The organism is Aquihabitans sp. McL0605, assembly GCF_049993875.1.
Taxonomy (GTDB): domain Bacteria; phylum Actinomycetota; class Acidimicrobiia; order Acidimicrobiales; family Iamiaceae; genus Aquihabitans.
Genome location: NZ_CP188252.1, coordinates 3,309,042 through 3,335,286, shown reverse-complemented (window position 1 = coordinate 3,335,286; position 26,245 = coordinate 3,309,042). Strand labels below are relative to the sequence as shown.

Below are 26,245 nucleotides of genomic sequence, written 5' to 3'. Positions count from 1 at the left end.
GGCGGGCCATGGCGGCGTGCTCGAACCCTCGCGGGTCAGGCCCGGCTGTCTTCCTCGGACCGGTCCCGGAACCAGGCGGCGATGCCGGGCATGGCCTGCTCGAAGTCACCCGGGGCCGACACGTTGAGGAAGCCGGCCCGCTCCGAGCTGCGGTTCTCGAAGTCGTGGGGCGTGTCGGCCGGGACCAGGACGAAGGAGCCGGCAGCGGCCTCCACCCACTCCGTGCCCACCATCACGTGCATGGTGCCGCCGAGCACGAAGAAGACATCGTCCTCGGGGTGCTGGTGCGCACCCGGGCCCTTGGTGTGCGGCTCGAGCCACCACTCCGATATCGAGTACCGGTGGTCGGACTCGGCGCCGTCGGCCTTGATGACCGCCGAGAGGCGGCCCATCGGGAACGCTCGCCCTCCGCCCGGTCCCAGCACGACCGGGACCCGTCCGACATCGCTGCCATCCATGCCGCGACTCCTTCCGTCGCCTCCAACGCTACCGACGTCCGCCGGCGGGTGGTGGCGCCGGTCTTGGCGTCAGCGGGTCGGGGCGGTCAGGCGACGGTGAAGACGACCCGGCCTCGGGTGGTGCCGGCGAGGATCTGCGGGGCCAGCTCGGGCGCGTCGGCCAGCGGGTGGGTGGCGGTGAGCGAGTCGAGCAGGTCGAGCGGGAGGTCGGTGGCCAGGCGGGCCCACGCCTCCTGGCGGCGGGCGAGCGGGGCCATCACGCTGTCGACGCCGGCGAGGGTCACGCCGCGCAGGATGAACGGCGCCACGGAACCGGGCAGGTCCATGCCCTGGGCCAGGCCGCAGGCGGCGACGGTGCCGCCGTAACGGGTCTGGGCCAGCACGTTCGCCAGGGTGAAGCTGCCGACGCTGTCGACGGCGCCGGCCCAGCGCTCCTTGCCCATCGGCCGGCCCTTCCCGGACAGCTCGGCGCGGTCGATGATCTCGGTGGCCCCGAGCGAGCGGAGGTAGTCGCCCTCGGTGTCGGCGCGGCCGGTGGAGGCGATGACCTGGTACCCGAGCTTGGCCAGGATGGCGGTGGCCACGCTGCCCACGCCGCCCGCCGCGCCCGTCACGATGATCGGCCCGTCGCCGGGGGCGACGCCGTGGCGCTCGAGGGCGATGACGCACAGCATCGCCGTGTAGCCGGCGGTGCCGATGGCCATCGACTGAGCGGGCGAGATGCCGTCGGGCAGCGCCACCAGCCAGTCGCCGGGGACCCGGGCCAGCTCGGCGTAGCCGCCGAGGTGCGTCTCGCCGACGCCCCAGCCGTTGAGGACGACGGTGCTGCCGACCGGGTGATCGGGGTGCGACGACTCGCGGACGCGGCCCACGAAGTCGATGCCGGGGATCATGGGCCAGCGCCGCACGACCGGCGAGCTGCCGGTCATCGCCAGGCCGTCCTTGAAGTTCAGCGACGAGTGGCTGACCTCGACCGTGACGTCGCCGTCCATCAGGTCGGCCTCGTCGACCTCGGTCCACGCGAGCGACTGCTCGCCATCGTCGGGCTTGGTCAGGAGGAAGGCGTTGAAGGTCGGCACCTCGGCATGATAGCGACATCGGAGAACGCCATAGGAGCGAAACGATAAGGTCGTTCTGTGCAGGATCAGGGGGACGGCAAGCGGGTCGCGGTCATCACCGGCGGGAGCAGCGGGATCGGCCTCGCCACCGGCGCTGAGCTGGTGCGACGCGGCTACGACGTGGTCCTCACGGCCCGCACCGAGGCCACGCTCCAGGCCGCGGCCGAGTCGATCGGGGCGCGGTGGGTGGCCGGTGACTGCGCCGATCCCGAGGCGTTCGCCGCCGTCGTGCAGGAAGCGGGTCGGGTCGACCTGCTGGTGCACGCGGCGGGCGTGATGGCCGGGACGTTCGTGCGCAAGGAGTCGATCGAGACGTTCGAGTCGGTGCTGCGCACCAACCTCACCTCCGCGTTCGTGGTGGCCCACGCCTCCCTGGGATCGATGGCCGCCGGGGGCCGGATGGTCTTCCTGTCGTCGAGCTCGGCCCACGCGCCGCAGCCCGGCAGGTCGGCGTACTCGGCATCGAAGGCGGGGCTCAACGCGTTCGCCGCCGCGCTGGCCAAGGAGGTGGAGCGCGACGGCATCGCGGTGCACGTGGTCACCACCGGCCCCGTCGCCACGCCGATGCTCGACGACGTGCACTTCCCGATGCTCACGCTCGCCACCTCCGACGTGGTGGAGGCGATCGCCTGGCTCGACACGCTCCCGGGCAACGTGCTGCTCCCCGAGATCGAGGTGGCGTCGGTGGGCACCGGCCCGTTCGCGCCGGACGCCTTCGTCCCCGAGGCCGCCCGGAAGCTGGGCCGGACCGAGCTGCCCAGCTGACGAGGGGCCGAGCTAGAGCAGCGCCGGCAGCTCGGTGCGGACGATCTTGCCCATGGCGTTGCGAGGCAGGGCGTCGACCACCACGAAGCGCTCGGGCACCTTGTACTTGGCGAGCTGGCCGAGGCAGTGCTCCCGCAGCGCGTCGAGGTCGACCTCGGTGCTGTCGCTCACCTCGACCACGGCGACGACCCGCTCGCCGAGGCGCTCGTCGGGCACGCCGATGACGGCCGACGCGGCGATGCCGTCGACCTCCTGGAGCACGCGCTCCACCTCGGCCGGGTAGACGTTGGCGCCGCCGCGCAGGATGACCAGGCTCTTGCGGTCGCGCAGGTGCAGGTAGCCGTCGTCGTCGAGGAAGCCGATGTCGCCGGTGTGCAGCACGCCGCCGGCCAGGAGCTCGGCGGTGGCGTCGGGGCGCTGCCAGTAGCCGAGCGTGAACGGGTACCGGTCGTCGCCGGGCGCCGGGACCACGCAGACCTCGCCGTCGATGATCCGCACGTCGAGGTGCGGGAGCGCAATGCCGCTGGCCCCGGCCACGTGCGGCCCGCCGACCGGGTCGATGGAGATGACCGTCGGGGCCTCGGTCAGCCCGTAGCTGGAGAGCACGAGCTGGCCGAACTTGGCGGTGAACGCCCGCCGGATCGCCTCGGGGCAGTCGGCACCGCCGGTCCACACCTCCTCGAGCGACGCCAGGTCGCCGGCCGCCACCTCGTCCATGGCGGCGAGCGAGTGCAGCAGCGCCGGCGGGCCGTTCCACACGTTGGGCCGCTCGGTGCGGAGCCACTCGGCCACGCCCTCGGCGTCGATGCGGTCCATCACGATGGAGGTGCCGCCGGCCTGGGACACGAGCAGGGTGGTGAGCACGGCCAGGTTGAGGATCGTGAACGGGAAGCAGTCGGCCTTGCGCAGCGTGGCGTCGTACCCGCGGCTCTCGACCAGCAGCGCGCCGGGGGTGAGCAGGCCGCGCTGGCTGTGCATCACGCCCTTGGGCCGCCCGGTGGTGCCGCTCGTGTAGGCGATGCCGGCGAGCGCCTCCGGATCGACGTCGATGCCGATGGGCCCGCCGTCGGCATCGGCCATCAGCGCCTGCCACTCCTCCGCGGCGACGACCCGGGTGCCGAGGTCGGGCAGCTCGTCGTCGCACAGCAGGAGCGAGGCCGAGACGTCGTCGAGCTGGAACTGCTTCTCCGGCGGGGCCAGCGCCCGGTTGATGCCCAGCCACACCGCGCCGAGGCGCATGGCCCCGTGGAACGCCACGACCACCGCGGCATCGTTGGGCAGCGACGCCGCCACCCGGTCGCCGGGCTTCACGCCCAGCGCCGCGAGTGCGTGGGCGGCCCGGTCGGCCTCGGCATCGAGCTCGGCGTAGGTGAGCCGCCGCGAGCGGGTGACGAGCGCCTCGCGGTGCGGATCGCCGGCCAGCCCTCGATCGAGGACCTGGGCGATGGTGCGGGGGATCGCGGTGCTCATCCGGGCCGGCTCATTCGTCGAGCAGGGCGGGCTGCTCCTCCACGATCCAGTCGTACAGGGGCTGGAAGCCGTACCAGCCGGCCCCGCGGTTGCCGACCTGCCGGGCCGTCTTCTCCGCCTCGTCGGGATCGATGGGCACCGGCTCGCCGGCGGCCTCGGCCACGAGCTGCGCCTGGCACGACCGCTCCATGGTGATGAACCACCACGCCGCCTCGTCGACCGTCTGCCCCACCGTGAGCAGGCCGTGGTTGGCCAAGATCGCGGCCTTGCGGTGGCCGAGCGCGTCGGCGATGCGCTTGCCCTCCTCGTGCTCGAGCACCACGCCGCCGTAGTCGGCGAACACGGCGTGGTCGCCGTAGAACGCGCAGGCGTCCTGGGTGATCGGATCGAGCGGCCTGCGCAGCGACGAGAACGCCTTGCCGTAGAGCGAGTGCGAGTGGGCGGCGCCCACCACGTCGGGCCGCGCCGCGTGGACGTGCGAGTGGATCATGAACGCCGCCTCGTTCACCGGCCACGTGCCCTCGACCACGTCGCCCTGGTCGTTCACCAAGAGGAGGTCCTTCACCCGGATCCGCTTGAAGTTCATGCCGAGCGGGTTCACCCAGAAGTGGTCGAGCCGCTCCGGGTCCCGCGCCGTGATGTGCCCGGCTGCTCCCTCGTCGAAGCCGAAGTGCCCGAACAGCCGGAACGCCGCCGCCAGCCGCTGCTTGCGGTGGCGGCGCTCGTCGTCGACCGACGCGAACTTCGGGAACGCGGGCGGGGTGCGGTCGGTCGCCATGGGCGCATCGTAGAGATCCTGTACCGATCGGTCCACTCATTCGCCCCCTCCTCCCCGCCCTCCCCGCCGAATCGGACATTTTCGGGTTCTTTCAGGGCAATGTCGGACATGTGATTGCATCGAACGTACGTTCGATCTACCGTGGAGGCATGACCCCACCTCGTGACTCCGCCGACGGCCCACCGCCATCGCCGTTGGCCTCGTTGCTGCGCGAGCTGGCCGACGTGGTCGACGGCGCCTCTCCGGCGGACTGCCCCGACGAGACGGTCCGGCAGGTGGTGCTGGCGCTCGTGGCGCTCTCGGGGCTGGTCGACGCGGAGCTGGCGGCGTGGGTCGGCGCGTTCGATGCGAACACCCTGTGGGCGGGCGATGGCGCTCGCTCCGGCGGGGGCTGGGTGGCCGCCCGGACCGAGCTGTCAGCGGCGCGTGCGGCTGGGATCGTCGCCACCGCTCGCGCGCTGCGGGCCTGCCCGGTGATCGAGCCGTCCTACCGGAGCGGGAAGCTCGGGACCGCCAAGGTCCTGGCGCTGCTGCGAGCCCGGGAGGAGTTCGCGGACCTGTTCGCCGAGCACGAGGCGTACCTCGTCGCCACGGTCGAGCACCTCACCGTCGCCCACGCCCAGCTGTTCCTGCGGCGCTGGGCGGCCCTCGCCGAAGCCACCCGCGCCGCCGAGGAGCGAGAGCGCGCCGGCGAGCACCCCGACGATGGCGACTCGGCCGATCCGCTGGCCGACAACGAGCTGCACCTCTCGATGACCCTCGACGGCCGCTGGGTCGGGGACCTCGATCTCGATGCCGCCTCCGGCACCCAGCTCGCCGAGGCCATCGGCGGCGTCATCGACCGCAAGTTCCACGACGGCACCTACTGGAACGGCGACGGCGTGACGATGGCCCGTCGCCGCATCGATGCCCTCGTCGAGCTCGCCCTGCGCGGCGCCGTCCCCAACCAGACCAAGCACGGAGACCCCCGGCCCTCGGTGTCGGTCCACCTCGACGAGCGCACGCTGAGGGGCGAGCCCGTCGAGGACATCGACGATCTCGCCACCCGGCGCTGCCACCTCGACGACGGCACACCCGTCAGCCGCACCACCGCCGAGCGGCTGCTGTGCACCGCCCGGGTCACCACGCTGCTCCACCGGATGACCGAGGACGGCACGATCGAGACGGTCGGCATCACCGACCTGCTTCGAGACGCCACCGCGCGTCAGCGCAAGGCGCTCCGGGAGCGAGATGGCGGCTGTGTGTTCCCCGGCTGCTCGGCGCCGTTCGACTGGTGCGAGGCCCACCACCTCACCCCCTACGAAGACGGTGGCCCCACGCTGCTCGCCAACCTCGCCACCCTCTGCTCGCACCACCACCACCTCGTCCACGAGGGCGGCTGGACCCTCTGGCGCCACACCGACGGCCACCTCCACCTGGTCAAGCCCGACGGCTCCCACGTCGAGATGGTCCGGCGCGGCCACAAGATCGACCCCGACCAGCGCCAGCCACCCGTCGGGCCCGCACCGCCACCCCGACCACCCCGTCGCACCGCCGAGCCCCGCTTCCTCACCCGGCGAGAGCAGCACGACCGGGAGCACCGGCGCCAGCAGGCCGAGCGACCCGGCGACGAGCGGCCGCCACCGCCGCCAGCGGCTGAGACCTGACCCGCACAGGACCGACGTCACCCGGACCAAGCCGAACCCCGCCAGCGCGAGCTGGCAGGGTCGAAGGCGCGTCCCGGTTCAGCCGGAGGCTTCGCCGGCGAGGCCCCAGCCGATGCTGGTGCCGTCGCAGTGGATGATCTCGGGCACGGCCGCGAGCCAGCGCGGCATGTCGGCCATGGCCTTGGCGAAGTGCTCCGACTCCACGTGCGCCTTGCCGGCGTCGGCATCGAGGAACACCTCGACGCCGACCCAGAGGTTCGGGTCCTCGGGGCTGCGGTACCAGTCGAACGAGACGTTGCCGGGCTCGGCGCGGGTGGCCTCGGTGAAGTCCTTCACCAGGGTGTTGAACTCGTCGGCGTACTTGGCGCGCACCGGTTGCTTGACGACGATGACGATCACGATGCGCTCCTGGTGGCTTCGCTGGGCAGCTCGACCTCGACCTTGGCCTTCGCCATCACGGCGTCGTCCTGGTTGCGCAGCTCGACGGCCACCATCACCCGGTGCTTGCGCTTGCGCAGCACCACGGTGTCGATGACCTCGCCGCTGATGAACGTGGCATCGCCGGTGAAGGCGGGGTTGCGGTACTGGGCCGACGAGTGCGTGATCAGCCCCCACTCCCCTGCCCACGCCGCCACGTAGTCGATGACCCACGCACCCATCGACGCGCCGTATCCGTAGCCGCGGGGCATGCCGACGTGCTGGGCCCAGCGGGGCTGCAGGTGGCCGCGCGACGGGCCGTAGTAGGCGCCGTCGGTGAGCTCGGGGTTGGTGCGCTCCATGCGGCGGTCGCCTTCGAAGCCCGCCATCTCCTTGGTGTAGCCCAACTCCTCGGCGCGCACGGTGGTGGGCCCCTTGGCGGTGGCCCCCCACGTGGTCATCGGGTAGGCCCGCCACTCGGTGGTGAAGCTGGCCAGGCTGTGCGGTCCGAGCACGTTGGGGGCGAGCTCGTCGCCGACCTTCACCGACTCGAAGTAGCGCGGGTCGTGGTGGAGCGTCTGGATCTGCTCGATGAACAGCTGCTTGGTCTCATCGAGCTCGGCCAGCTGCTCGTCGGTCCACTCGGGGTCCGTGGGCTCGGCGAACAGCTTCTTCTCCGCGGCCTGCTTGACCTGGTAGCGGATGGCCGTCGAGCGCTGCAGGGCGACGCGCTCGCCGCGCTGGTTGATGTACAGCGTGTCGCCGCGCTGGAAGCAGGTGGGGCCGGCGAACTTCGTGTCGCTCACCTTGTAGTCGTACGGCATCCGGTGGCAGACCATGTGGTCGCCGGGCCAGATGCGGGGGCCGAAGAACCACCAGTCGTCGCCGCCGAAGATCAGGTGGCTGTTGGGGATCTTGCCCACCTGCGCCGGCGAGCAGCCGTGGCTGGTGTCGGTGGCGACGGTCAGCGACTGCGGGGCCACGATCGAACCGAAGTGGCTCTCGGCCGCCCACCGCTCGTCGTAGTGCAGCGGGTTCGGGTAGTGCATGGCCTGGACCCAGCGACGGATGTCGTTGAGCGCCACCGGCTCCTTGAGCTCGCCCGGCTCCATCGGCACGCCCATGTGCCGGTCGAGGTCGGAGGTGTCGAGGGTCTGCTCATCGGTCATGTGGGCTCCGGTATCTGGGTGTCGATCGGATCGGCGACGGGCTGGCGGACGAGGCGCTCGTGGACGAGGCGCACGAGGGCATCGTCGCGGACCTTCGTCTCGCTCGCCGTCATGGGGATCTCGCCGTCGGCGAAGAACAGGACCCGCTTGGGGACCTTGTACGACGACACCCGCTCCTTGAGGAAGGTGCGGATGTCGGCTTCGGTGGCGTCGGCGCCGTCCTTGAGGACGATGCAGGCGACCACGATCTGGTCGAGCCGGGGGTCGTCGACGCCGACGATCCGGCTGAGCTTCACCGGGGCGCAGGCGCGCAGCGCCACCTCGAGCTCGGCGGGCGAGACGTTGGCCCCGCCGGTCTTGATCATCTCGGTGCGCCGGCCGCCGAAGTGCACCTCGCCGATCGCATCGACGTGGCCGGCGTCGCCGGTGTGGAAGTAGCCGTCGGCATCGAAGCAGTCGGCGGGGTCGCGGCCGAGGTAGCCGAGCATCAGGGTGGGGCCGCGCACGATGAGCTCGCCGACCTCGTCGACGCCGAGCGGCGTGCCGTCGTCGGGGTCGATCACGCGCAGCTCGTTGCCCGGCAGCAGCTTGCCCATGGACCGGCGGGTGGCTTCCCGCGTGGCGCTCGACCAGTGGGTGAACACGAACGCGCAGGTCTCGGACATGCCGTAGCCCACGGGCATCAGCCAGCCGGGATCGCCCGTCACGGTGGGGTGCCGGGCGAACGCCGACTTCCCGTACACGCAGGTGAGCGACGACAGGTCGGTGGTGGCCCAGTCGGGGTGCTCCTCGAGCGCGCCGGTCTGGTGCGGCAGGGAGTACGGCTCGGTGACCCGCTCCCGCGCCAGCAGGGCCAGCGCCTCACCCGGCTCGAACGTCTCCTGGGCCACCCAGCACCCGCCCGCCGCCAGGGTGGCGCCGACCGCGGTGTTGAAGCCGGCCGTCCAGAACAGGGGCAGGGCCGTCCACATCCGGGTCTGCTCGTGGCGGCCGAAGATCTGGGCCTGCACCCACAGCTGGCGGCTCGGCGCCCGGTTGGCGTGCAGCATCCCCTTGGGCGCGCTGGTGGTGCCGGAGCTGAAGATGACGAGCGCAGGATCCTCCGGGTCGGCGGCCTCGATGAGCGCGTCGAGCTGCTGGTCGGTGACCGCCCCGCCGCCGGCGAGGAACCGGTCCCACGAGCCGTCGCCCAGCACGGCGACGGTGCGCAGGGCGGGCAGCTCGGGCCGCAGGGCCTCGACGTCGTCGCCGAAGCGGCGCGCCAGCAGCTGCGTCTGGGTCAGCACCACCGAGACCCCGGCGATCTGCAGCATGGCGGCCAGCTCGGGCCGCGGCGCGAAGGTCGACAGCGGCACGGCCACCGCCCCCGCCATCGCCGCTGCGAAGATCGACGCCAGCGCCTCGGGCCGGTTGCCCATCACGATGCCGACGAAGTCGCCCGGCTCGACGCCCGCCGCGATGAGCGCCTTGGCGATGGCGCGGACCTCGGTGCGCAGCTGGGCGTGGGTCCAGCGGACGGTCTCCCCACCGCGGAGCGGATCGTCGAACACGATGGCGTCGTTGCCGGCGAACCGGTCGGCCACCTCCTCGAGGACGCCGCCGAGGGTGAGCGCGCCGACACCGGCGAGGCCATCGACGGCCGGCCCGCGGAACGTCGTCATGAGCGGGAGAGCCGGAACGCCCGGTAGTCGGTGTCGTGGACCCGCGCGATCTCCTTGAACAGCTTGGGCCGCCCACCCGAGTTGAGGAGGTACTTGCGCGGCTTGCCCGGGATGTTGGTGCCGAAGAAGTAGCTGGCCTCGCCGAACGGCGCCGTCTCCGCGCCCTTGTCGACCATCGCCGTCCAGCGCTCCTCGGCGTCGAGCTCGACCTCGATGGTGTCGAAGCCGTGGTCGCGCACGTGGACCAGCGCGTCGGTGACGAAGTCGACCTGGTCGCCGTTGTAGCGAGGGTTGTTGCCCGCGGCGGCGTGCGGGCCGCCTGGGAAGAAGAGGTTCGGGAAGCGGGTGGTCTGGATGCCCAGGAACGTCGTGGGGCCGTCGGCCCAGTGGTCCTCGAGCGCCAGGCCGTCGCGGCCGCGGATCCCCATGCGGTTCAGCGCCCCCGTGCCGAAGTCGAACCCCGTCGCCCAGATGATGACATCCAGCTCGACCTCCCCGTCGGCCGTCTCGATCCCGGTCTCGGTGACCCGCAGGATCGGCGTGGCCTTCAGGTCGACGAGCGAGACGTTGGGTTTGTTGTAGGTCTCGTAGTACCCGGTGACGAACGGCGGCCGCTTCTCCCCGAACCGGTGGTCCGACGGGATGAGCTTGGCGGCCGTCTCGGGGTCGTCGACGGTGGCGCGGACCTTGGCGGCGATGAAGTCGCACCACGCCTGGTTGGCCGCCTCGTTGAAGAGCAGGTCGAGGTAGTTGCTCGACAGCTTGGAGAAGCCGGGGCTGCGCCACATGGTCTCGAAGAACGCCTGGCGCTCCTCGTCGGAGTCGTCGAACGCGCCGCGGTCGTGGGGCTCGTGGAGGAACCCGGCGATCGAGGTGTTGAGGATCTCTCGGATCTCCTCGAAGTCGGCCCGCAGCTGCGCCTGCTCGTGGTCGCTGATGGGCGAGTTGTTGAGGGGCGTGCACCAGTTGGCGCTGCGCTGGTACACGGTCAGCGAGGCCACCTCGTCCGCGATGACCGGGATCACCTGCACGCCGCTGGAGCCGGTGCCGATGACCGCGACCCGCTTGCCGGCCAGGTCGACCGGCGTGCTGGGCCAGCGGCCGGTGTGGAACGACTCGCCGCCGAAGTCCTCGCGGCCGGGCACCGCCGGGAAGAACGGCACCGACAGCACGCCGGTGGCGGCCACCAGGAACCGTGCCCGCCGGACGGCGCCGTCGCTGAGGGCGACCACCCAGACCCGCGCCTCCTCGTCCCAGGTGGCGGACGTGACCTTGGCGTTGAAGCGGATGTGACGCCGGAGGTCGAACCGGTCGACGACGTGGTTCAGGTAGCGCTCGGTCTCGGGCTGCTCGGCGAAGTGCTCCTGCCACGTCCAGTCGTCGAAGAGCTCCTTCGAGAACAGGTACGCGTAGGTGTAGCTCTCGGAGTCGAACCGGGCCCCTGGGTAGCGGTTCCAGTACCAGGTGCCGCCCACCCCGGCGCCGGCCTCGACCGCCTCCACCGAGAACCCCGCCTCGCGTGCCGTGTACAGCTGGTAGATGCCGGTGACGCCGGTCCCGACGACCAGGACGTCGACATCGGGTGCGGGATCTGGAGCTGCCATCGGGTTCCTCGTCTGGACACAAAATTGTACCGACCGGTTAGTATAAGTCATGGACTTCTCGCTGACCGAGACGGAGCGCGACCTCGTCGGGCTCTGCCGCGACTTCGCCCAGAACGAGATCGCCCCCCGGGCCCCGCAGGCCTGGGAGGACGCCGTCTGCCCCACCGATCTGCTGCGGGAGATGGGCCAGCTCGGCCTGCTCGGGATGCTCGTCCCCGAGGAGTGGGGCGGCATCGGCATGACCACCGTGGGCTTCGTCGCCGCCATGGAGCAGCTCGGCCTGGCCGACCAGTCCGTGGCCGCCGCGTGGCAGGCCCACGTCACCATCGGCTCGCTGCCGCTGCTGCTGTTCGGCGACGACGCCCAGCGCGACCGCTGGCTGCGGCCGCTCGCCGAGGGCCGCGCCCTCGGCGCGTTCGGCCTCACCGAGCCCGACGCCGGCTCCGACGCGCGCGGGATCCGCACCCGGGCCGAGCGGCTCGACGGGGGGTGGCTCATCAACGGCGCCAAGACGTTCATCTCCAACGCCGGGACCGACATGTCCTTCGGCGTCACCCTCCTCGCCCGCACGCCCAGCCCCGAGGGCGGCCGCCCGCAGTACGGCAGCTTCGTGGTGGCCAAGGACACCCCCGGCTACACGATGGGCCCGAAGATGCGCGGCATCGGCTGGCGCGGCCTCGACACCCGCGAGCTGTTCTTCGACGACGTGTGGGTCCCCGACGACCAGCTCATCGGCGACCCCGAGATGGGCATGGCCCAGTTCCTGGGCACGCTCGAGGTGGGCCGCATCTCCATCGCCGCCCTCTCGCTCAGCCTCACCCAGGCCGTGCTCGACCTGGCCACCGCCTACGCCCACGAGCGCGTGCAGTTCGGCCAGAAGCTGGCCGACTTCCAGGCCATCCAGTTCAAGCTGGCCGACATCGCCACGGAGCTGGAGGCGGCCCGCTGGCTCACGTACCGCGCCGCCTCCCTGCGCGACGCGGGCCAGCCGTTCCTCAAGGAGGCGTCGATGGCCAAGCTCAAGGCCAGCCGCCTGGCGGTGGCGGCGGCGTCGGAGGCGGTGCAGATCCACGGCGGCCTGGGCTACATGCTCGAGTCGCCCGTCGCCCGCTTCTACTGCGACGCCAAGGTCCTGGAGATCGGCGAGGGCACCAACGAGATCCAGCACCTCGTCATCGCCCGCACCCTCACACCTCGTTGATCACACCTCGTTGATCAGACCTCGTTGAGGCTCCGGATCCGCGCCGCGATGTCGTCTCGGTCGGGCAGCCAGGCCTGCTCCAGCCCCGGCGCGTAGGGGGCGGGGGTGGCGGCGGTGCCGATCCGCTCGATCGGGGCGTCGAGGTCCCAGAACGCCTCGCGAGCGACGACGGCCGCGATCTCGGCGCCGATGCCGAACGGGACCGCGGCCTCGTGGGCGATGAGCAGCCGGCTGGTCTTGGCGACCGAGGCCAGGATCGGCTCCATGTCGAGGGGCGCCACCGTGCGCAGGTCGATCACCTCCACCGAGATCCCCTCCTCCGCCAGGGCGTCGGCCGCCGCCAGCGCCTCGTGGACCATGCGGGAGACGGACACGACCGTGACGTCGGTGCCGGCGCGCACCACCTTGGAACGACCGATCGGGACGAGGTGGTCCTCCGGCGGCTGCGGGCCCTTCATCCCGTAGAGCAGGCGGTTCTCGATGAAGATCACCGGGTTCGGGTCCTGGATGGCGGCGCGCAGCAGGCCGTAGGTGTCGGCGGGCGTCGAGGGCATCACGACGGTCAGGCCGGGGATGTGGGCGAGCAGCACCTCGAGGCTCTGGGAGTGCTGGCTCCCCGAGGAGCGCCCGGCGCCGAACTGGGTCCGCACGGTGAGGCCCATCTGGGCAGCGCCGCCGGTCATGAACGGCATCTTGGCCGCCTGGTTCATCAGCTGGTCGAGGCAGACGCCCACGAAGTCGAGGTACATGAGCTCGACGACCGGCCGCATCCCCGCCATCGCCGCCCCCACGCCGACCCCCATGACCGCGGTCTCGGAGATGGGCGTGTCGCGGAGGCGGTCGCCGAACCGCTCGTGCAGGCCGCGGGTGAGGGCGAACACGTTGCCGCCGGCGCCGACGTCGATGCCGGCCACGAAGACCCGCTCGTCGGTGGCCAGCTCGGCCTCGAGCGCGTGGTGGACGGCGTCCATCGTGCGGAAGACGGGCGCGTCGGCCGGCAGGGCGGCGGGCTCGGGGATCTCCGGTCGGGGCCGGGCCACGAAGTCGAACAGGGAGCTCGCCGGCGGGTCGGCCTGCTGGCGCGCCGCATCGACCGCCTCGTCGAGCTCGCGCGCCACCGCGGCGGCGAGCGCGTCGATCACGTCGTCTTCGATCCCCGCCTTCCGCAGCTTGGCGGCGTGGACGAGCAGCGGGTCGCCCGCCTCGCCCTCGGCGCGCTCCTCGGTGGTGCGGTAGTGCTGAGGGTCGCCCTCGTAGTGGCCGTGCCAGCGGTAGGTGGCCGCCTCGACGATCACCGGTCCGCCGCCGGCGCGCATGGCGTCGACCACCTCCGCCATGGCATCGGCGGTGGCGACCACGTCGTTCCCGTCGACCGCCACGTAGCCGACGCCGTAGCCCTTGGCCCGCTTCTTGAGCGGCGCCGCGTGCTGGTCCGACGACGCGGAGAACTCGGCGTAGCCGTTGTTCTCGCAGAAGAACACCGCCGGCAGGTGCCACACCGCAGCGAGGTTGACCGCCTCGTGGAACGCGCCCTGGGCGACGGCGCCGTCGCCGAAGAACGCCACCGCCACGCTGCCGTCGTGGCGGAGCTGGGCGGCGGTGGCGGCGCCGACGGCGATGGGGAGGCCCGCGGCGACGATCCCGTTGGCGCCGAAGATCCCGAGGTTCGGATCGGCGATGTGCATCGAGCCGCCCCGGCCGCGGTTGGTCCCGGTGGCCTTGCCCATCAGCTCGGCGAACATCCCGAGCGGGTCGAGGCCCTTGGCCAGGCAGTGGCCGTGGCCCCGGTGGGTCGACGTGATCACGTCGCTCGGACCGAGCGGCCAGCACGCGCCGACCGCCGCCGCCTCCTGCCCCACCGACAGGTGGACGAACCCCGGCACCTCGTTGCCCCGGTAGAGCACGGCGACGCGCTTCTCGAAGCCGCGGATCACCAGCATCCGCCGGTGCATCTCGAGCAGGTCGTCATCGGAGGCCATGAAGAACTAGTGTACCGGTCGGTACAAGGTTGGCCGGACACGGACGGGAGGAACGATGAGCCACCAGATCGAGATCCCGCCCCTCATGCCGCAGGGCGGCAACGTGCAGGGCAAGCGCGTGGTCCTCACCGGCGCCAGCCGCGGCCTCGGCCGTCTGCTGGCCCACGGGTTCTCGCAGGCCGGTGCGCTCGTCACGCTGGTCTCGCGCACCGAGGCCGACCTGAAGACCGTGGCCGCCGAGCTGCCCGGCCCCTCGCTGGTGTGCGCCGGCGACGTGGCCGACGACGACTTCAACGAGCAGGTGGCCGACGCATCGGTCGCCGAGTGGGGCGGCGTCGACGTCTGGATCGCCAACGCCGGCATCTCCCCCGTCGTCGCCGGGCCCGACCGCACCGAGCCGTCGGTCTGGCGCCAGGTGCTCGAGGTCAACCTCACCGCCGGGTTCCTCGGGGCCCGCGCCGCCGCTCGCGTGATGGAGCCGGGCGGGCGCCTCATCTTCACCGGCTCGGTGCTGGGCGAGCGGCCCGGCAAGGGCCTGTCCGCCTACAGCGCCTCGAAGGCCGGGCTCGTCGGCATGGCCAAGAGCCTCGCCCTCGACCTCGCGCCGCAGGGCATCACCGTCAACGTGGTCGCCCCCGGCTGGTTCGACTCGCCGCTGATGGACGGCTGGAAGAACAGCCCCAAGCTGTCGGCCGCCATCCTCGGCCACACCGCGCAGCAGCGGTGGGGCGACGCCACCGACCTGGCCGGCGCCTACCAGTTCCTCGCCTCCGACGCGTCGGCCTTCGTCACCGGCGCGGTGCTCAACGTCGACGGGGGGTACCTGCTCGCATGACCCGGCGCACGATGGTGATCAACGGCGCCGGCGGGTCGCTCGGTGGCGCGCTCGCCGCCCACTTCGCTGCCGACCCCCAGACCGACCTGGTGCTCAGCGACGTGAGCCAGGCGGCGCTCGACGCCACCCTCGCCGGCCTGCCCTCGGGCGGCGGCTCCGTCGAGGCGCTGGTGGCCGACGTCGGCGACTTCGACCAGGTCGAGGCCGTCATCGCCCGAGCCGTCGAGCGGTTCGGAGGCGTCGACGCCCTCATCAGCAACGCCGGGATCCTCTCCCCCAACGGCCGCATCCACAACCTGCAGACCGAGGATTGGGAGCGGGCGTTCCGCGTCAACGTGCTGGGCGCGGTCAACGGCATCAAGGCCACCGTTCCGGTGATGCGGGCGCAGCAGGCGGGCACGATCGTGCTGACGGCGTCGGTCTCGGGCCTCACCGCCTGGTCCCACGCCGCGCCCTACTGCGCCACCAAGGCGGCCGTGATCCAGCTCGGCAAGGTGGCCGCGGTCGAGTACGCCCGCGACGGGATCCGGGTCAACTGCGTCTGCCCCGGCACGTTCGAGTCGGCCATCCACGCCGAGCTCCCGCCGGCCGCCCTCGACTCGATCGCCGCCAAGCACCCGCTCGGGCTCGGGGCGGTCGCCGACCTCGTCGGCGCGTACGACTACCTCGCCGGGCCCGCGTCCGGCTGGACGACCGGCACCGCCCTGGTCGTCGACGGCGGCTACTCGGCCCCCTGATCGCACTCCCCTGCCCGGAAGGAACCGCTCATGTCCACGATCACCCTCGAGAAGCTCTCGCCGACGGTCGGCGCCGAGGTCCACGGCGTCACCGCTGACGCCGTCGCCAACGACGAGGACCTGGCGGCGTGGACCCTGGAGGCGCTCGACGCCCACGGCGTCCTGGTCTTCCGGGGCCTCCACCTCGACGACGCCGCCCAGGTGGCGTTCAGCAAGCGGCTCGGGAAGGTCGAGGTGTTCGGCACCGGCGAGCACCCGGAGATCTTCCTGGTGACGCTCGACCCGAAGAAGAACCGGGCGGCCGCCTACCTGCGGGGCACCTTCGACTGGCACATCGACGGCATGACCGAGGACATCCCGATCATGGCCACCCTCCTCACCGCCCGCGCCGTGGCCACCGAGGGCGGCGAGACCGAGTTCGCCAGCACCTACGCCGCCTACGACGACCTCTCCGACGAGGACAAGGAGCGCTTCGCGTCGATCCGGGTCGTGCACACGATCGCGGCCACCCAGCGGCTGCTCAACCCGAACCCCACCGAGGAGGAGGTGGCGGTGTGGAACCGCCGGCCCCCCAAGGTGCACCCCATCGCCTGGACCCACCTGTCGGGCCGGAAGTCGCTCGTGCTGGGCTCCACCACCGAGAGCGTCGAGGGCATGGACGCCGACGAGGGCCGGGCCCTTCTCGATGGCCTCCTCGCCCGCGCCACCGCTCCCGACCGCGTGTACCGCCACACCTGGCAGGTGGGCGACCTGGTGATCTGGGACAACACCGGCGTGCTGCACCGGGCCCTGCCCTACGACGCCACCTCGCCCCGCGACATGCACCGCACCACCCTGTTCGGCAAGGAAGCGGTGCAGTAGCGCTACCCCTCGGGCTGCGGCTCGGCGTCTCGGGCCGCCCGCACCCTGACCAGCTCCCGTCGGGCCGACACGCCCGCGGGTGCGCCGCAGTAGGCGACGAGCTGGAACAGGAACTCATCGATCTCGGCGTCGGTCACGCCGGCCCGCGGCGCGGCCGCCAGGTGGAGGGCGAACTCGTCCATACGCCCGAGCGCCGCGGTCATGGCCAGCACGAGCAGGCTGCGGTCGCGCAGCGAGAGCGGGCCTTCGCGGGTCCAGACGCCCCACGCCGTGCGGGTGAGGTAGTCCTGGAACTCGACCGCCACCGGGTCGGTCGACGACGTGGCCTCGTTCACGTAGGCGTCGCCGACGATCCGGCGGCGCAGCGCCCGGGCTTCTTGCAGGTCATCGTGGTCGTCCATCGGGTGCTCCTGGGCTGGCGGGTGAAGGTGGCCATCGTCGCAGCCCGGGCCCGCGCCCGCTCCTAGAGTCCGACGCGTGACCGAGCCGACCGAGGGGGCAGAGCGCGCCGCGGCGACGGCGGTGCCCGACGGCCGGGGGCTCCTCGCCGTGCTCGTCGTCGTGTGCCTACCGCTCACGGTGTTCGTCGTCTTCGACCTGGCCGACGATCTCGTCGGCCGCCTCGTCCTGGGCGCGCTCTCGGCGGTCGTGATGGTCGGCGCGGGCTGGGTGGCGCGCCAACTGCTCCGCCCGTTCCTCCGCACCAGCCGCGACGGCTCGGAGCTCCCGGACGGTCCGGGCCGTCGGCACGAGCTCTTGCTGGTCGCCGGGGCGATCGTCGCCGGCACGGTCCTGGCGAGGCTCGTTCCGGACGACTGGTTCGGGGCGGTCTTCATGGCCGCCACCTTCGGCATGGCCATCGGAGCCGTGTCCTTGGGGATGTGGCCCGAGCGTCGATCGCTCGTCCGTCCCCGCACCGCCTAGGCGCCGGCGGCGCGCGTCACGGGTCGGGTGGTGCCGTCCAGGCCGCGATCTCCTGCGCAGCCTGGACGGCGATGATGGCGAACGCGGCGCCGAGCGACCAGCCGGCGATCACGTCGGTGAGCCAGTGCACCCCGAGCACCATCCGGCACAGGCCCACCACCGCGGCCAGGGCGCCGGCCGCGGCGACCAGCGCCACCCGCGCCCGCCGCGAGCGCCACGATGACGAGACCACCAGCGCGAAGGCGAGGAACAGCGCGGCGGAGCCGGTGGTGTGCCCCGACGGGAACGACGCGTCGGTCTCGTGGAGCAGGTGCAGGGCGACCGGCGGCCGGTCCCGGCCCACCACGACCTTGAGCAGCGACTCGGTGATCGACGCGCCCACGAGGGCCGCCGCCGGGGCCAGCGCCTCGACGAGCGGCCGACGGGTGGCGAGCCAGGCCGTGGCGATCACCGCCAGCACCACCAGGACGAGCGGGTCACCCAGGTGCGAGACGGTGCGGGCCAGCGAGACCACGACGTCGCGGCGCTGGCGGACGACGAAGCGCAGGGCGCGCTGGTCCAGCGCGCCCTGCGCCCGGCGCTCGCCGACCCCCCAGGCGAGAACGACGACCGCCAGCAGCCACGCGACGACGACCATCGACCTCCGGCGCGCCAGTCGCGCCGCGCCGAAGGCCGGGATGACCGGGCTGGGACGAGACCGTTCCCGGACACGGGCCACCATCAGGTGGCCGGCTCGTCAGCGGTCATCTGGTCGGATCGCAAGCACCGGTCGACCATAGGAACGGGCCGGTCAACGGCACCGGGCCGGTGGGTAAACGCCACGTCAACCGACGCCCGGATCCGTCGCGTCATCCGTAGATGGCGACGCCGACGAGCACCACCGTGGCCAGGCCGAGGAGGGGCAGCAGGCGATCGGTCGTGAGGAGCCGCAGGGGATCGCCGCCCCGACCGGCACGGATCAGCTCCCAGCTGCGCGCGGCGGCACCCAGGAACGGGATGATGGCGACCGACGCCACCGAGACCGAGCCCGTCGCCAGGGCAGAGGGAGCGCCCGGCTCCGAGGCGCCGAGCGCCCAGGCGGTGAAGGCGGCGACGGTGGTGAGGAGCGACCCGGCCAGCAGCGCCCGGCACCGTTGGGGCGTGTACCAGCCGAGCACCCGGCGGTGCGATCCGGCTGCCGGCCCGAGCAGGATGACCTCGCCCAGCCGCTTGCCGAACACGATGAACAGCGACCCGGCCGAGGCCACCACGAGGAACAGCGGAGAGAGCGCCAGGCCCGTCGCCGCGCCTCCTGCCGCCGTGCGCAGCAGGAACCCGGCCGCCACCACCACCGCGTCGACGAGCGGGACGTGCTTCAGCCACCGGGTGTACGCCGTGGTGGAGATGAGGTAGGCGGCGATGATCGCCGCCATCCCCGGGCCCATCGCCACCGCAGCGGCGATCGCCGCGGCCAACAGCAGCGCCGCAGCCCGTCGGGCCCGTGGCACCGGCAGCTGGCCCGACGCGATGGGGCGCCGGCACTTGACCGGGTGCAGGCGATCGGCGGCGGCGTCGCCCGCATCGTTGAGGAGGTAGGTGGCGCTCGAGGCGAGCACGAACACCACGGCGGCGAGCGACGCCTGCACGAAGGTCCGCGGATCCATCAGGCGGCCGGCCGCGAACGGGACCGCGTACACGAGCAGGTTCTTCACCCACTGGTGCGGCCGGCACGCGGTGAGCAGCGGGTGGGCGAGCCGCGGGGCCACGGGATCGCCGACTCGGGTGGCCGTGGTGCCGATCGGCGGGTCCTTCGTCAGCAAGGTCATGGTCGGACCGTACGAACTCCCTGGTCAGGGGGCACCGACGAGACGGTCAGGGGACGGTGAGGGCGCGGCAAACCTTGCCCCCGTCACCACGCCCGGTCGTAGAAGCGCAGGTAGTCCGCCACGTGCTGGCTCCAGTACCGACGGTCGTGGGCCCCGACCCAGTGCGCCGTCATCGTCGCCACGTGGGCGGCGCGGAGCTGGGCCGCCTCGCGGTCGGCACGAGGGCGAAGCGGGTCGCTCGTGCCCACGTCGATCCACACCCGGACGTCGTGCCGGGCGAGGGTCTCCACCTCGGCTGCGCTCAGCGCCACGGTGGGGCTGTGACCGCCGACCGCCGAGAACAGGTCGGGGTGGTGGGCGGCGATCTCGAACGCCCAGCCCCCACCCAACGAGATGCCACCGATCCCCGTCCCGGCCCGGCCCTCGAGGTGCGGGTACCTGGCGCGCACCGCCGGGAGGATCTCGTCGACGACCAGCCGCTCGGTGGGCGCCGGCGCGCCGCGCCGGTCGTGCTCCACGCCCGACCCGTCGACGAGGACGATCAGCGTGCGGTCGCCCTCGCCCCGCCCACCCATGCAGTCCGCGGTCGACGCGACGCCGACGTCGAGCCACTGCGTGACGTCGGCGCTGGCGCCGTGCAGGAGGACCAGCAGGCGCAACCGGCTTCCGGTCGTCGTGCCGGGCGGCTGGTAGATCACGTACGGCTCGCGTCGCCGGGTCGCTGCGCTCGTCAGGTGACGGGTGGAGACCGTGCCCCTCGCTACGCCCGCGCAGGCTCGGGCGATCGACGGGCGGGGCCCGGCGGTGGGCTCCTCCGCGGGGGTCGAGCTGCACCCGCCCAGCACCAGCGCGAGCAGCAGCGACGACAACGCCGTCGCCGCCACGGGCCGCGAGCGGCGGCAGCCCGCTCGGGTCATCGCTCGTTGACGGCGATGAAGTCGCGCCGGTCGGTGGTGAGGTAGCGGTCGAGCGGCGCGGTCATGACGTCGAGGAGGGCGTGCGCCGGCCCGGCCGTCGTGCCGCTGCCCGCGTCGAACAGGTGGAACACCGTCATGTTGGGGTGGATGTCGAGCTGCATCGCGGTCACGGCGTGCACGGCCACGAACGCGTCGGCGAGCTGCTGGAGGTCGAGGTCGGGGCCGGCGACGTAGACGAGCGAGCCGTCGCGGAGCTCGCCGATGCCCGAGCGCGGCGTGAACTGCACCTGGTGGTGCTTGCTCCCCCAGGAGCCGTCGTGGTTGGTGAGCAGGCCCTTGGCCGCCGCGCCGTGGGCGACGATCAGCTTCAGGTTCTGGCGCACGGCCACGATGTCGTTCCGGTCGCGGATGGTCTCGCCCCACGCCCCCACCTCGGCCCCACCGCTGCTCCGGATCACGAACGAGGCCTCGCCGGGCACGAGCGGCACCTGCGTGCGCCCCTCGGCACGGAACCCGCCGTCGATGTCGATGTACTTGAAGCCCGAGTTGAACACGGCGACCAACGACGCCCGCTGGCCGGGAGGGATCTCGCCGACGGTGTGCCAGCTCCCTCCTGGCTGCTGGGTGCCCGGCACCAGCGTGAACCGGAGCCCGGCGGGAGCCAGCCACGCGGCCGCGGCGAACGTGGCGTCGCCCTCGGGGTGCACGATGGTCGTCGCGATCAGGGGGCGATCGCCGCTCGACCAGCGGGCCACCGGCCACCCCGGCGGGGGCTGGTGCCGAGGCCGGGCGCGGCCGCCTGATCCATCGCTGGGAAGCCGACCCAGGCGGACCAGCGAACCTGAGGCGCCGGTCGGTCCCCGCCGTGAGGTGGTGAGCGGGCGCACCAGACCGATAGCCACGACGGCGGCGAGCAGCAGCACCAGGGACGCGAGCGACCAGGCCGCCACCGGCCGGGGCGGGCGCCGTGGGGTCATCGCATCGTGACCGTGAAGAAGTCGCGCTGGTCGGGAGCCTGGTAGCGATCAGCAGGGCGGTACATGGCCGGGAGCAGCTTCACCGGGGCGGTGCGCGGATCGTCCGAGCCGAGCTTGAAGATGTTCGCGGTGGCGAGGGGCGTGTGGATGTCGAGCGGCATCGCCCGCACGGCGCCGGCCTCCGCCAGCGCGTCGGCCAGCATCGCCAGGGTCATGTGGTTGCCGGCCAGGTAGAAGAGGTTGCCGTTGCGATCGATGCCCGCCCCGGTGCGCCACGTGTACTGGAGCTGGCTGCGGCGCGACCCCCAGAGCCGGTCGGCGTTGTGGGTCAGGCCCTTCACCGCGTGGCCGCCATCGACGATCAGGTGGAGGTTCTGGCGCACGGCGACGGTGTCGGGAGCCATGCGGACGTCGCGTCCCCATGCGCCGAGGGAGGCGACCCCGTTGCGGTCGATCACCAGCGAGGCGGCGCCGGCGGTGAGCTTCCCCGAGGTGTGCCCGGCCTCGTAGAACCCGCCGCCGCTGTCGCGCATCAAGAAGCCGGCGTTGAACGCGGCGAGCGTGCGCGAGCGCTGCGAGGGCGGGATCTGCGCGTGGCCCGGCCACGGTCCGTGCCCCGGCTCCTTGGTGCCGGCCACCAGGTGGAGGCGGGTGGCCGCCCGGTCCATCCAGAGCACGCCGGCCACCACGGTCGGGTGCTTCGGGTCGGGGCGGAACCAGGTGGTGTAGGTGGCGGTCCGGCCGGCGGCGTCGACCGGGCCGGGCGTCAGGGCCGCCTCGCCGGGCAGCGTCGGGCGGACGGCGGGGAAGACCAGGGGGACGTTGCCGCCGGTGGTGTCGGTCGCGGCGCGGGCCGCTTGGGCGGCATCGGGGACCGGCGGGAGCGGCCCCGTGGGGACACCGCTGGTCGGCGGCTCCTGGTGCGAGTAGTGCCAGATCTCCACCCGATCGACGATGCCCGCGCCGCCGTGCGACCGCAGCCAGTCGACCGAGCGCACCGATGCCGATTCGGAGCCGGGATAGGTCATGGCGCGGGTGAAGGACCAGCCGGCCAGGACGAGCGGCACCAGGATCACCACGGCCGCGATGGCCCCTCGTCGGCGGCGGGACCGTCGGCGCCGTGCCGGCGGTCCGGGGTGCTCGGGGCCGGCGAGCTCGTCGGGGCGTTCCAGGGTGGCGGTCATCGGGTTCCAGTCAGGAGCGGTCTCCTCGGAACGTACGAAGGGCACGGCAAAGCGCTGATCGCCGGACGGTCAGAACGGAGCAAAACCCCTCATCGCGGCAGCCGGACCGGCGACTTTGCCGTGCGCTTACCTCAGCGGGGGGCCGGGCTTACCGGGCCATCCGTAGGTTCAGCCCATGTCCGCTGCTTCCCTCGACAACCCCGCCGCCGCCGGCGACCAGGCCCGTGAGCGCCTCCTCGTCGTGGAGGACGATCCCGGCATCGGTGCCAACCTCGAGCGCGCCCTCGCGAACGCGGGGTACGGGGTCGAACGGGTCGGCTCGGTGGCCGAGGCCCTCGCCATCGCCGCGCCTCCCGACCTCGTGCTGCTCGACCTCGGGCTGCCCGACGGCGACGGCCTCGACGTGGCCCACGAGTACTTCCGCCGGTGGCCCGCGCTCCCGATCCTGATGCTCACCGCCCGCACCGAGGAGATGGACGTCGTGGTCGGCCTCGATGCCGGCGCCGCCGACTTCATCACCAAGCCGTTCCGGCTCGCCGAGCTGCTCGCCCGGGTGCGCGCCCAGCTCCGCCACGCCCCTTCCACCAGCGGGCTCCGGGTCTTGTCCGACGGCAACGTCGCCGCTGACCCCACTGCCCGCCGGGCCACCCTCGACGGCGTAGAGGTGCAGATGCGCGCCAAGGAGTTCGACCTGCTCGTCGAGCTCCTCAAGCACAAGGGCGAGGCCGTGACGCGCGAGGCGCTCATGACCAACGTGTGGGACGAGCACTGGTACGGGTCGACGAAGACGCTCGACGTGCACATGTCCTCGCTGCGCCGGCGCCTCGGCGAGGCCCCCGGCCAGCCCAGCCGCATCACCTCGCTGCGCGGCGTCGGCTACCGCTGGGAGATCTCGTCGTGAGCGGTGGCGCGCCCTCCACCGCCGCTCGGTGAGGCGCCGGATCCTCACGGCGATCGTGGGCGTGGTCGCCCTCGCCAGCCTGGTCCTGACCCTGCCGCTCGCCGTGGTGCTGGCCAACCGCAAGCAGGCCGATGCGATCGTCGAGCTGGAGCGGGCCGCCGAGCGGACCGCCGCCAACCTGGAGCCGAACATCGGCGACGTCGACGCGGAGGTGGAGGTGTCGCACGCGGAGCGGGGCGTGACCATCGGCGTCTACGGCCCCGATGGCCGCTTGATCGGGGGGACGGGCCCGGCGGTGGCCGACCCCATCACCGCCGCCAAGGGGGTCACCACCAGGGACGGCACCGTCGGCGACGAGCGGGTGCTGGCCCGGCCCATCACCGTCGACGCCGAGCGCGTGGCGACCATCCGCGTGGCCGAGCCCGTGGCCGAGGCCGCGGCCGCGACCCGGCGGGACCTGCTGCTCCTGCTGGTGGTCGACCTGGCTGCGGTGGCGGTGGCGGTGATCGTCGGCGCCATCTTGTCGGCCCGCCTGGCCCGTCCCCTCCGCCTCATCCGCGACGACGCGGTGCGCCTGGGCGACGGCGACTTCACGATCGGCGAGCGGACGAGCGGCGTGGAGGAGATCGACGAGACCTCGCACGCGCTGGCCCACACGGCCAGCCGCCTCGAGGCCGGGCTGCAGCGCGAGCGGACGTTCTCGTCGAACGCGTCGCACCAGCTCCGCACGCCGATCACGAGCATGCGCCTGGCGATCGAGTCGGAGCTGGCGGTGCCCAGCCGCGACGGCGCCGTCGTGCTCCGCGACGTGCTCCACGACCTCGACCGCCTCGAGACCACCATCGCCACCCTCCTGGCGGTGGCCCGGGACCTGCCGAGGACCTACGAACCCGTCGAGATCGACGCGATCGGTGCGCGGGTCCGGTCGCGGTGGGGCCAGGCCAGCACCGACCTCCACCGACCGTTGAACGTGACCACCATGCAACGCCCAGCGGCCCGCGTCAGCGTGCCCGTCCTCGACGAGATCTTCGATGTGCTGATCGACAACGCCCTGCGCCACGGCGCTGGTCCCATCGACGTGAAGATCGGCAGCGCCGACGCCGACCACCTGGTCGCCACCGTGGCCGACCACGGCACGGCGCCCCCGGACGCCACCACCTGGTTCTCGCGGCGCCCGCCGGGGGCGGAGCGGCACGGCCTCGGCCTGGCGCTCGCCCGGTCGCTCGCCGAAGCCGAGGGCGGGCGCCTGCTCGTCACGCACGACGAGTCCACGACCTTCCAGCTGCTCCTCCCGGAGCACGCCTAGCCCGCTTCCGGCACCTGCTCCTCGGTCAGGCGCTCGAGGAGCAGGCCGCGGCCGCGCACCGTGTGGATGCGCAGGGGCAGGCCCTCGATCCGCTGGCGCACCGCCTTGGTGCGGTTGTCGAGCGCCCGCGGATCGGCCGGCACGTCCTCGGGCCAGATCGCCTCGATCAGCTCGTCGCGCGTGACGAGCATGCCCATCGAGTCGATCAGGGGCCGGAGGAGCCGCGCCTCGAGCGGGCTGAGCACGACCATGTCGTCACCCACGCGCAGCACGTCGTCCTCGTCGACGCGGGTGAACACCGAGCCGGCGCGGCGCGACCGGGCGATCAGCCGGTCGGTGCGAGCGATGAGCTCGTCGAGCTCCAGCGGGAGCCGGATCCAGTCCTCGAGCAGCGAGCAGGCGGGTGGTTCCGCGCCCTGGTCGACGAGGTAGAGGACCGGGTGATCGGTCGGGTCGGCCGCCGACCCGTGACCGCGAGCCGGCCAGCCGCGCGTCTCGACCCCCCGGGTGGAGATCCAGGACATCGTGGTGCTGAGGGGATCACTTGCGACGCAAGTGGTGTCGAACATGGGGTGCCTCCGAGCTTCTGCCTGCGCACGGCGCAGGCGAGTTCCGAGCGGGACGCCAGGTGGCGGACCGCATGGGTGCTCGAAGGGACAGGAGGTGCTCTCGATGGATCGGGGCCACGAGAGCGGGAGCGCGGGCGGACGGTGAGGTCGAGGACCGGGCGGCGGCGGATGCGGCTGCTCCTGCGGGCCGCGCCGGCGAGGACGAGCGCGGCGAGCAGGAGCAGGACGATCGGGCGCGATCGGGCGCTCGTCCGGCTCGAGGTGACCGACGTGACCCGGTCGAGCCGGACGCTCCGGGCACCGGCATCGGACGAGAGCGACGTGGCGGCAGAGGTGGCCGGGGCCGACGCACTGGACACCGGTCCCGAGGTGGCGGTCACCACGACCGACTCGATCGCGTCGCACGTGGAGGGCCACGCGACCACGCCGACGAGCGCGACCGACGCCAGGACCGCGGCCACCACGGTGGCCCTCAGCACGAGCCACCGCCGGTGCGCTCGATCAGGAACCCGGCGGCGCCGATGCGGAGGATCGTCCAGCCGTCGCGGCCCAGCGGGCGGCGGAGCCTGGCGATGGTGGCATCGAGGTCACCGACCGGCAGGTCCGCACGGGGCACCAGGCTGCCGACCGTGGCGACCAGGCGGACGGCCACCCGGTGCTCGTCGGCGGTCAGGCCGGCCGGCAGCGCCATCGGCACGGCGTCGACGGACCGCACGGAGCGGCCGCGGCGGGCCAGCTCGGCGAGGCGCGCCGCCACGTCGCGCTCGTCGGCGCCACGGTGGATCCAGTCCTCGCCCTCGGCCACCGCCGGGATCGGTGCGCCATCGTCGACCAGCAGCAGGCACGGCGTGCCCGCCTCGGCCAGCTCCTCGCGCCGGGAGGCATCGGCCGGCCAGCCGATCAGGGCGGGCCGGGAGCGCTCGCGAGCCGAGGAGATCACATCGAGAAGGTACGCAGCGGATG

The 26,245-nt window shown here is 72.8% G+C and carries 26 protein-coding genes; 9 read left to right on the top strand and 17 right to left on the bottom strand.

Annotation, left to right across the window (positions count from 1 at the left end; translation table 11 throughout):
* Positions 1-35: 35 nt before the first annotated feature.
* Both ACPPVX_RS15335 and ACPPVX_RS15330 read right to left on the bottom strand, forming a co-directional pair.
* Positions 36-458, bottom strand: coding sequence for a cupin domain-containing protein (locus ACPPVX_RS15335; protein WP_426571438.1), 423 nt, complete (start codon positions 456-458; stop codon positions 36-38).
* An 86-nt stretch (positions 459-544) separates the two neighbouring features.
* The gene (locus ACPPVX_RS15330; protein ID WP_426571437.1) at positions 545-1,537 is read right to left on the bottom strand and encodes an MDR family oxidoreductase; all 993 of its coding nucleotides are present in this window, start codon (positions 1,535-1,537) and stop codon (positions 545-547) included.
* 57 nt (positions 1,538-1,594) lie between these two features.
* Between ACPPVX_RS15330 and ACPPVX_RS15325 the strand changes: the two genes are divergently transcribed.
* A complete protein-coding gene (locus tag ACPPVX_RS15325; RefSeq protein ID WP_426571436.1) occupies positions 1,595-2,341 on the top strand; it encodes an SDR family oxidoreductase in 747 nt (248 codons plus the stop codon).
* A 12-nt stretch (positions 2,342-2,353) separates the two neighbouring features.
* On the opposite strand, the gene ACPPVX_RS15320 is transcribed toward ACPPVX_RS15325, so the two are convergent.
* Complete coding sequence (locus ACPPVX_RS15320; RefSeq protein WP_426571435.1) at positions 2,354-3,811, bottom strand: class I adenylate-forming enzyme family protein; 1,458 nt, start codon at positions 3,809-3,811, stop codon at positions 2,354-2,356.
* 10 nt (positions 3,812-3,821) lie between these two features.
* Complete coding sequence (locus ACPPVX_RS15315; RefSeq protein ID WP_426571434.1) at positions 3,822-4,589, bottom strand: class II aldolase/adducin family protein; 768 nt, start codon at positions 4,587-4,589, stop codon at positions 3,822-3,824.
* 149 nt (positions 4,590-4,738) lie between these two features.
* On the opposite strand from ACPPVX_RS15315, the gene ACPPVX_RS15310 reads away from it, so the two are divergent.
* Entirely contained in the window at positions 4,739-6,235 is a 1,497-nt protein-coding gene (locus tag ACPPVX_RS15310; RefSeq protein ID WP_426571433.1) for a DUF222 domain-containing protein, read from the top strand.
* Positions 6,236-6,313: 78 nt separating this feature from the next.
* Here the strand turns inward: ACPPVX_RS15310 and ACPPVX_RS15305 are convergent, their stop codons facing one another.
* Genes ACPPVX_RS15305 through ACPPVX_RS15290 form a run of 4 tightly spaced genes read right to left on the bottom strand, consistent with a single transcriptional unit; the run spans position 6,314 to position 11,086 of the window.
* Positions 6,314-6,634 carry a putative quinol monooxygenase gene (locus tag ACPPVX_RS15305; RefSeq protein ID WP_426571432.1) on the bottom strand — a complete coding sequence of 107 codons (321 nt, stop codon included), beginning with the start codon at positions 6,632-6,634 and terminating at the stop codon, positions 6,314-6,316.
* Positions 6,631-7,821 (bottom strand): FAS1-like dehydratase domain-containing protein, encoded by a 1,191-nt coding sequence (locus tag ACPPVX_RS15300; RefSeq protein WP_426571431.1) that lies wholly within the window; start codon positions 7,819-7,821, stop codon positions 6,631-6,633. Before ACPPVX_RS15300 ends, ACPPVX_RS15305 begins: the two co-directional genes overlap by 4 nt.
* Positions 7,818-9,482 (bottom strand): class I adenylate-forming enzyme family protein, encoded by a 1,665-nt coding sequence (locus tag ACPPVX_RS15295; protein ID WP_426571430.1) that lies wholly within the window; start codon positions 9,480-9,482, stop codon positions 7,818-7,820. The genes ACPPVX_RS15300 and ACPPVX_RS15295 overlap by 4 nt, the downstream gene beginning before the upstream one ends.
* Positions 9,479-11,086, bottom strand: coding sequence for a flavin-containing monooxygenase (locus tag ACPPVX_RS15290; protein WP_426571429.1), 1,608 nt, complete (start codon positions 11,084-11,086; stop codon positions 9,479-9,481). Before ACPPVX_RS15290 ends, ACPPVX_RS15295 begins: the two co-directional genes overlap by 4 nt.
* Positions 11,087-11,135: 49 nt before the next feature.
* Here ACPPVX_RS15290 and ACPPVX_RS15285 point away from each other — a divergent pair, with 49 nt between their 5' ends.
* Positions 11,136-12,287 (top strand): acyl-CoA dehydrogenase family protein, encoded by a 1,152-nt coding sequence (locus ACPPVX_RS15285; RefSeq protein ID WP_426571428.1) that lies wholly within the window; start codon positions 11,136-11,138, stop codon positions 12,285-12,287.
* 14 nt (positions 12,288-12,301) lie between these two features.
* On the opposite strand, the gene ACPPVX_RS15280 is transcribed toward ACPPVX_RS15285, so the two are convergent.
* Positions 12,302-14,266, bottom strand: coding sequence for an alpha-ketoacid dehydrogenase subunit alpha/beta (locus ACPPVX_RS15280; RefSeq protein ID WP_426571427.1), 1,965 nt, complete (start codon positions 14,264-14,266; stop codon positions 12,302-12,304).
* Between the two features lie 55 nt (positions 14,267-14,321).
* On the opposite strand from ACPPVX_RS15280, the gene ACPPVX_RS15275 reads away from it, so the two are divergent.
* Genes ACPPVX_RS15275 through ACPPVX_RS15265 form a run of 3 tightly spaced genes read left to right on the top strand, consistent with a single transcriptional unit; the run spans position 14,322 to position 16,699 of the window.
* Positions 14,322-15,101: an SDR family NAD(P)-dependent oxidoreductase gene (locus tag ACPPVX_RS15275; protein ID WP_426571426.1), complete on the top strand. Its 780-nt coding sequence runs from the start codon at positions 14,322-14,324 to the stop codon at positions 15,099-15,101.
* Entirely contained in the window at positions 15,098-15,838 is a 741-nt protein-coding gene (locus tag ACPPVX_RS15270; RefSeq protein ID WP_426571425.1) for an SDR family NAD(P)-dependent oxidoreductase, read from the top strand. Before ACPPVX_RS15275 ends, ACPPVX_RS15270 begins: the two co-directional genes overlap by 4 nt.
* A 30-nt stretch (positions 15,839-15,868) precedes the next feature.
* A complete protein-coding gene (locus tag ACPPVX_RS15265) occupies positions 15,869-16,699 on the top strand; it encodes a TauD/TfdA dioxygenase family protein (RefSeq protein ID WP_426571424.1) in 831 nt (276 codons plus the stop codon).
* 2 nt (positions 16,700-16,701) lie between these two features.
* Here the strand turns inward: ACPPVX_RS15265 and ACPPVX_RS15260 are convergent, their stop codons facing one another.
* A complete protein-coding gene (locus tag ACPPVX_RS15260) occupies positions 16,702-17,100 on the bottom strand; it encodes a carboxymuconolactone decarboxylase family protein (RefSeq protein WP_426571423.1) in 399 nt (132 codons plus the stop codon).
* A 76-nt stretch (positions 17,101-17,176) separates the two neighbouring features.
* On the opposite strand from ACPPVX_RS15260, the gene ACPPVX_RS15255 reads away from it, so the two are divergent.
* Positions 17,177-17,623, top strand: coding sequence for a hypothetical protein (locus ACPPVX_RS15255; protein ID WP_426571422.1), 447 nt, complete (start codon positions 17,177-17,179; stop codon positions 17,621-17,623).
* Positions 17,624-17,639: 16 nt separating this feature from the next.
* Here the strand turns inward: ACPPVX_RS15255 and ACPPVX_RS15250 are convergent, their stop codons facing one another.
* The 5 genes from ACPPVX_RS15250 to ACPPVX_RS15230 form a co-directional block, all read right to left on the bottom strand.
* Positions 17,640-18,260, bottom strand: a complete 621-nt coding sequence (locus ACPPVX_RS15250) for a phosphatase PAP2 family protein (protein ID WP_426571421.1) — start codon at positions 18,258-18,260, stop codon at positions 17,640-17,642.
* A 211-nt stretch (positions 18,261-18,471) separates the two neighbouring features.
* Entirely contained in the window at positions 18,472-19,428 is a 957-nt protein-coding gene (locus ACPPVX_RS15245; RefSeq protein ID WP_426571420.1) for a decaprenyl-phosphate phosphoribosyltransferase, read from the bottom strand.
* An 83-nt stretch (positions 19,429-19,511) separates the two neighbouring features.
* On the bottom strand, positions 19,512-20,345 hold the full coding sequence (locus ACPPVX_RS15240; RefSeq protein ID WP_426571419.1) for an alpha/beta hydrolase: 834 nt from the start codon (positions 20,343-20,345) through the stop codon (positions 19,512-19,514).
* Positions 20,342-21,100 carry a hypothetical protein gene (locus ACPPVX_RS15235; protein ID WP_426571418.1) on the bottom strand — a complete coding sequence of 253 codons (759 nt, stop codon included), beginning with the start codon at positions 21,098-21,100 and terminating at the stop codon, positions 20,342-20,344. The genes ACPPVX_RS15240 and ACPPVX_RS15235 overlap by 4 nt, the downstream gene beginning before the upstream one ends.
* Positions 21,101-21,318: 218 nt before the next feature.
* Positions 21,319-22,506 carry a phosphodiester glycosidase family protein gene (locus ACPPVX_RS15230; RefSeq protein WP_426571417.1) on the bottom strand — a complete coding sequence of 396 codons (1,188 nt, stop codon included), beginning with the start codon at positions 22,504-22,506 and terminating at the stop codon, positions 21,319-21,321.
* Between the two features lie 175 nt (positions 22,507-22,681).
* On the opposite strand from ACPPVX_RS15230, the gene ACPPVX_RS15225 reads away from it, so the two are divergent.
* Complete coding sequence (locus ACPPVX_RS15225; RefSeq protein WP_426571416.1) at positions 22,682-23,407, top strand: response regulator transcription factor; 726 nt, start codon at positions 22,682-22,684, stop codon at positions 23,405-23,407.
* 28 nt (positions 23,408-23,435) lie between these two features.
* Positions 23,436-24,713 carry an ATP-binding protein gene (locus tag ACPPVX_RS15220; protein WP_426571415.1) on the top strand — a complete coding sequence of 426 codons (1,278 nt, stop codon included), beginning with the start codon at positions 23,436-23,438 and terminating at the stop codon, positions 24,711-24,713.
* Here ACPPVX_RS15220 and ACPPVX_RS15215 read toward each other — a convergent pair.
* Both ACPPVX_RS15215 and ACPPVX_RS15210 read right to left on the bottom strand, forming a co-directional pair.
* Positions 24,710-25,282 (bottom strand): winged helix-turn-helix domain-containing protein, encoded by a 573-nt coding sequence (locus ACPPVX_RS15215; RefSeq protein WP_426571414.1) that lies wholly within the window; start codon positions 25,280-25,282, stop codon positions 24,710-24,712. The genes ACPPVX_RS15220 and ACPPVX_RS15215 overlap by 4 nt on opposite strands.
* Before the next feature lie 472 nt (positions 25,283-25,754).
* Positions 25,755-26,222 (bottom strand): hypothetical protein, encoded by a 468-nt coding sequence (locus ACPPVX_RS15210; protein ID WP_426571413.1) that lies wholly within the window; start codon positions 26,220-26,222, stop codon positions 25,755-25,757.
* Between the last annotated feature and the right edge of the window lie 23 nt (positions 26,223-26,245).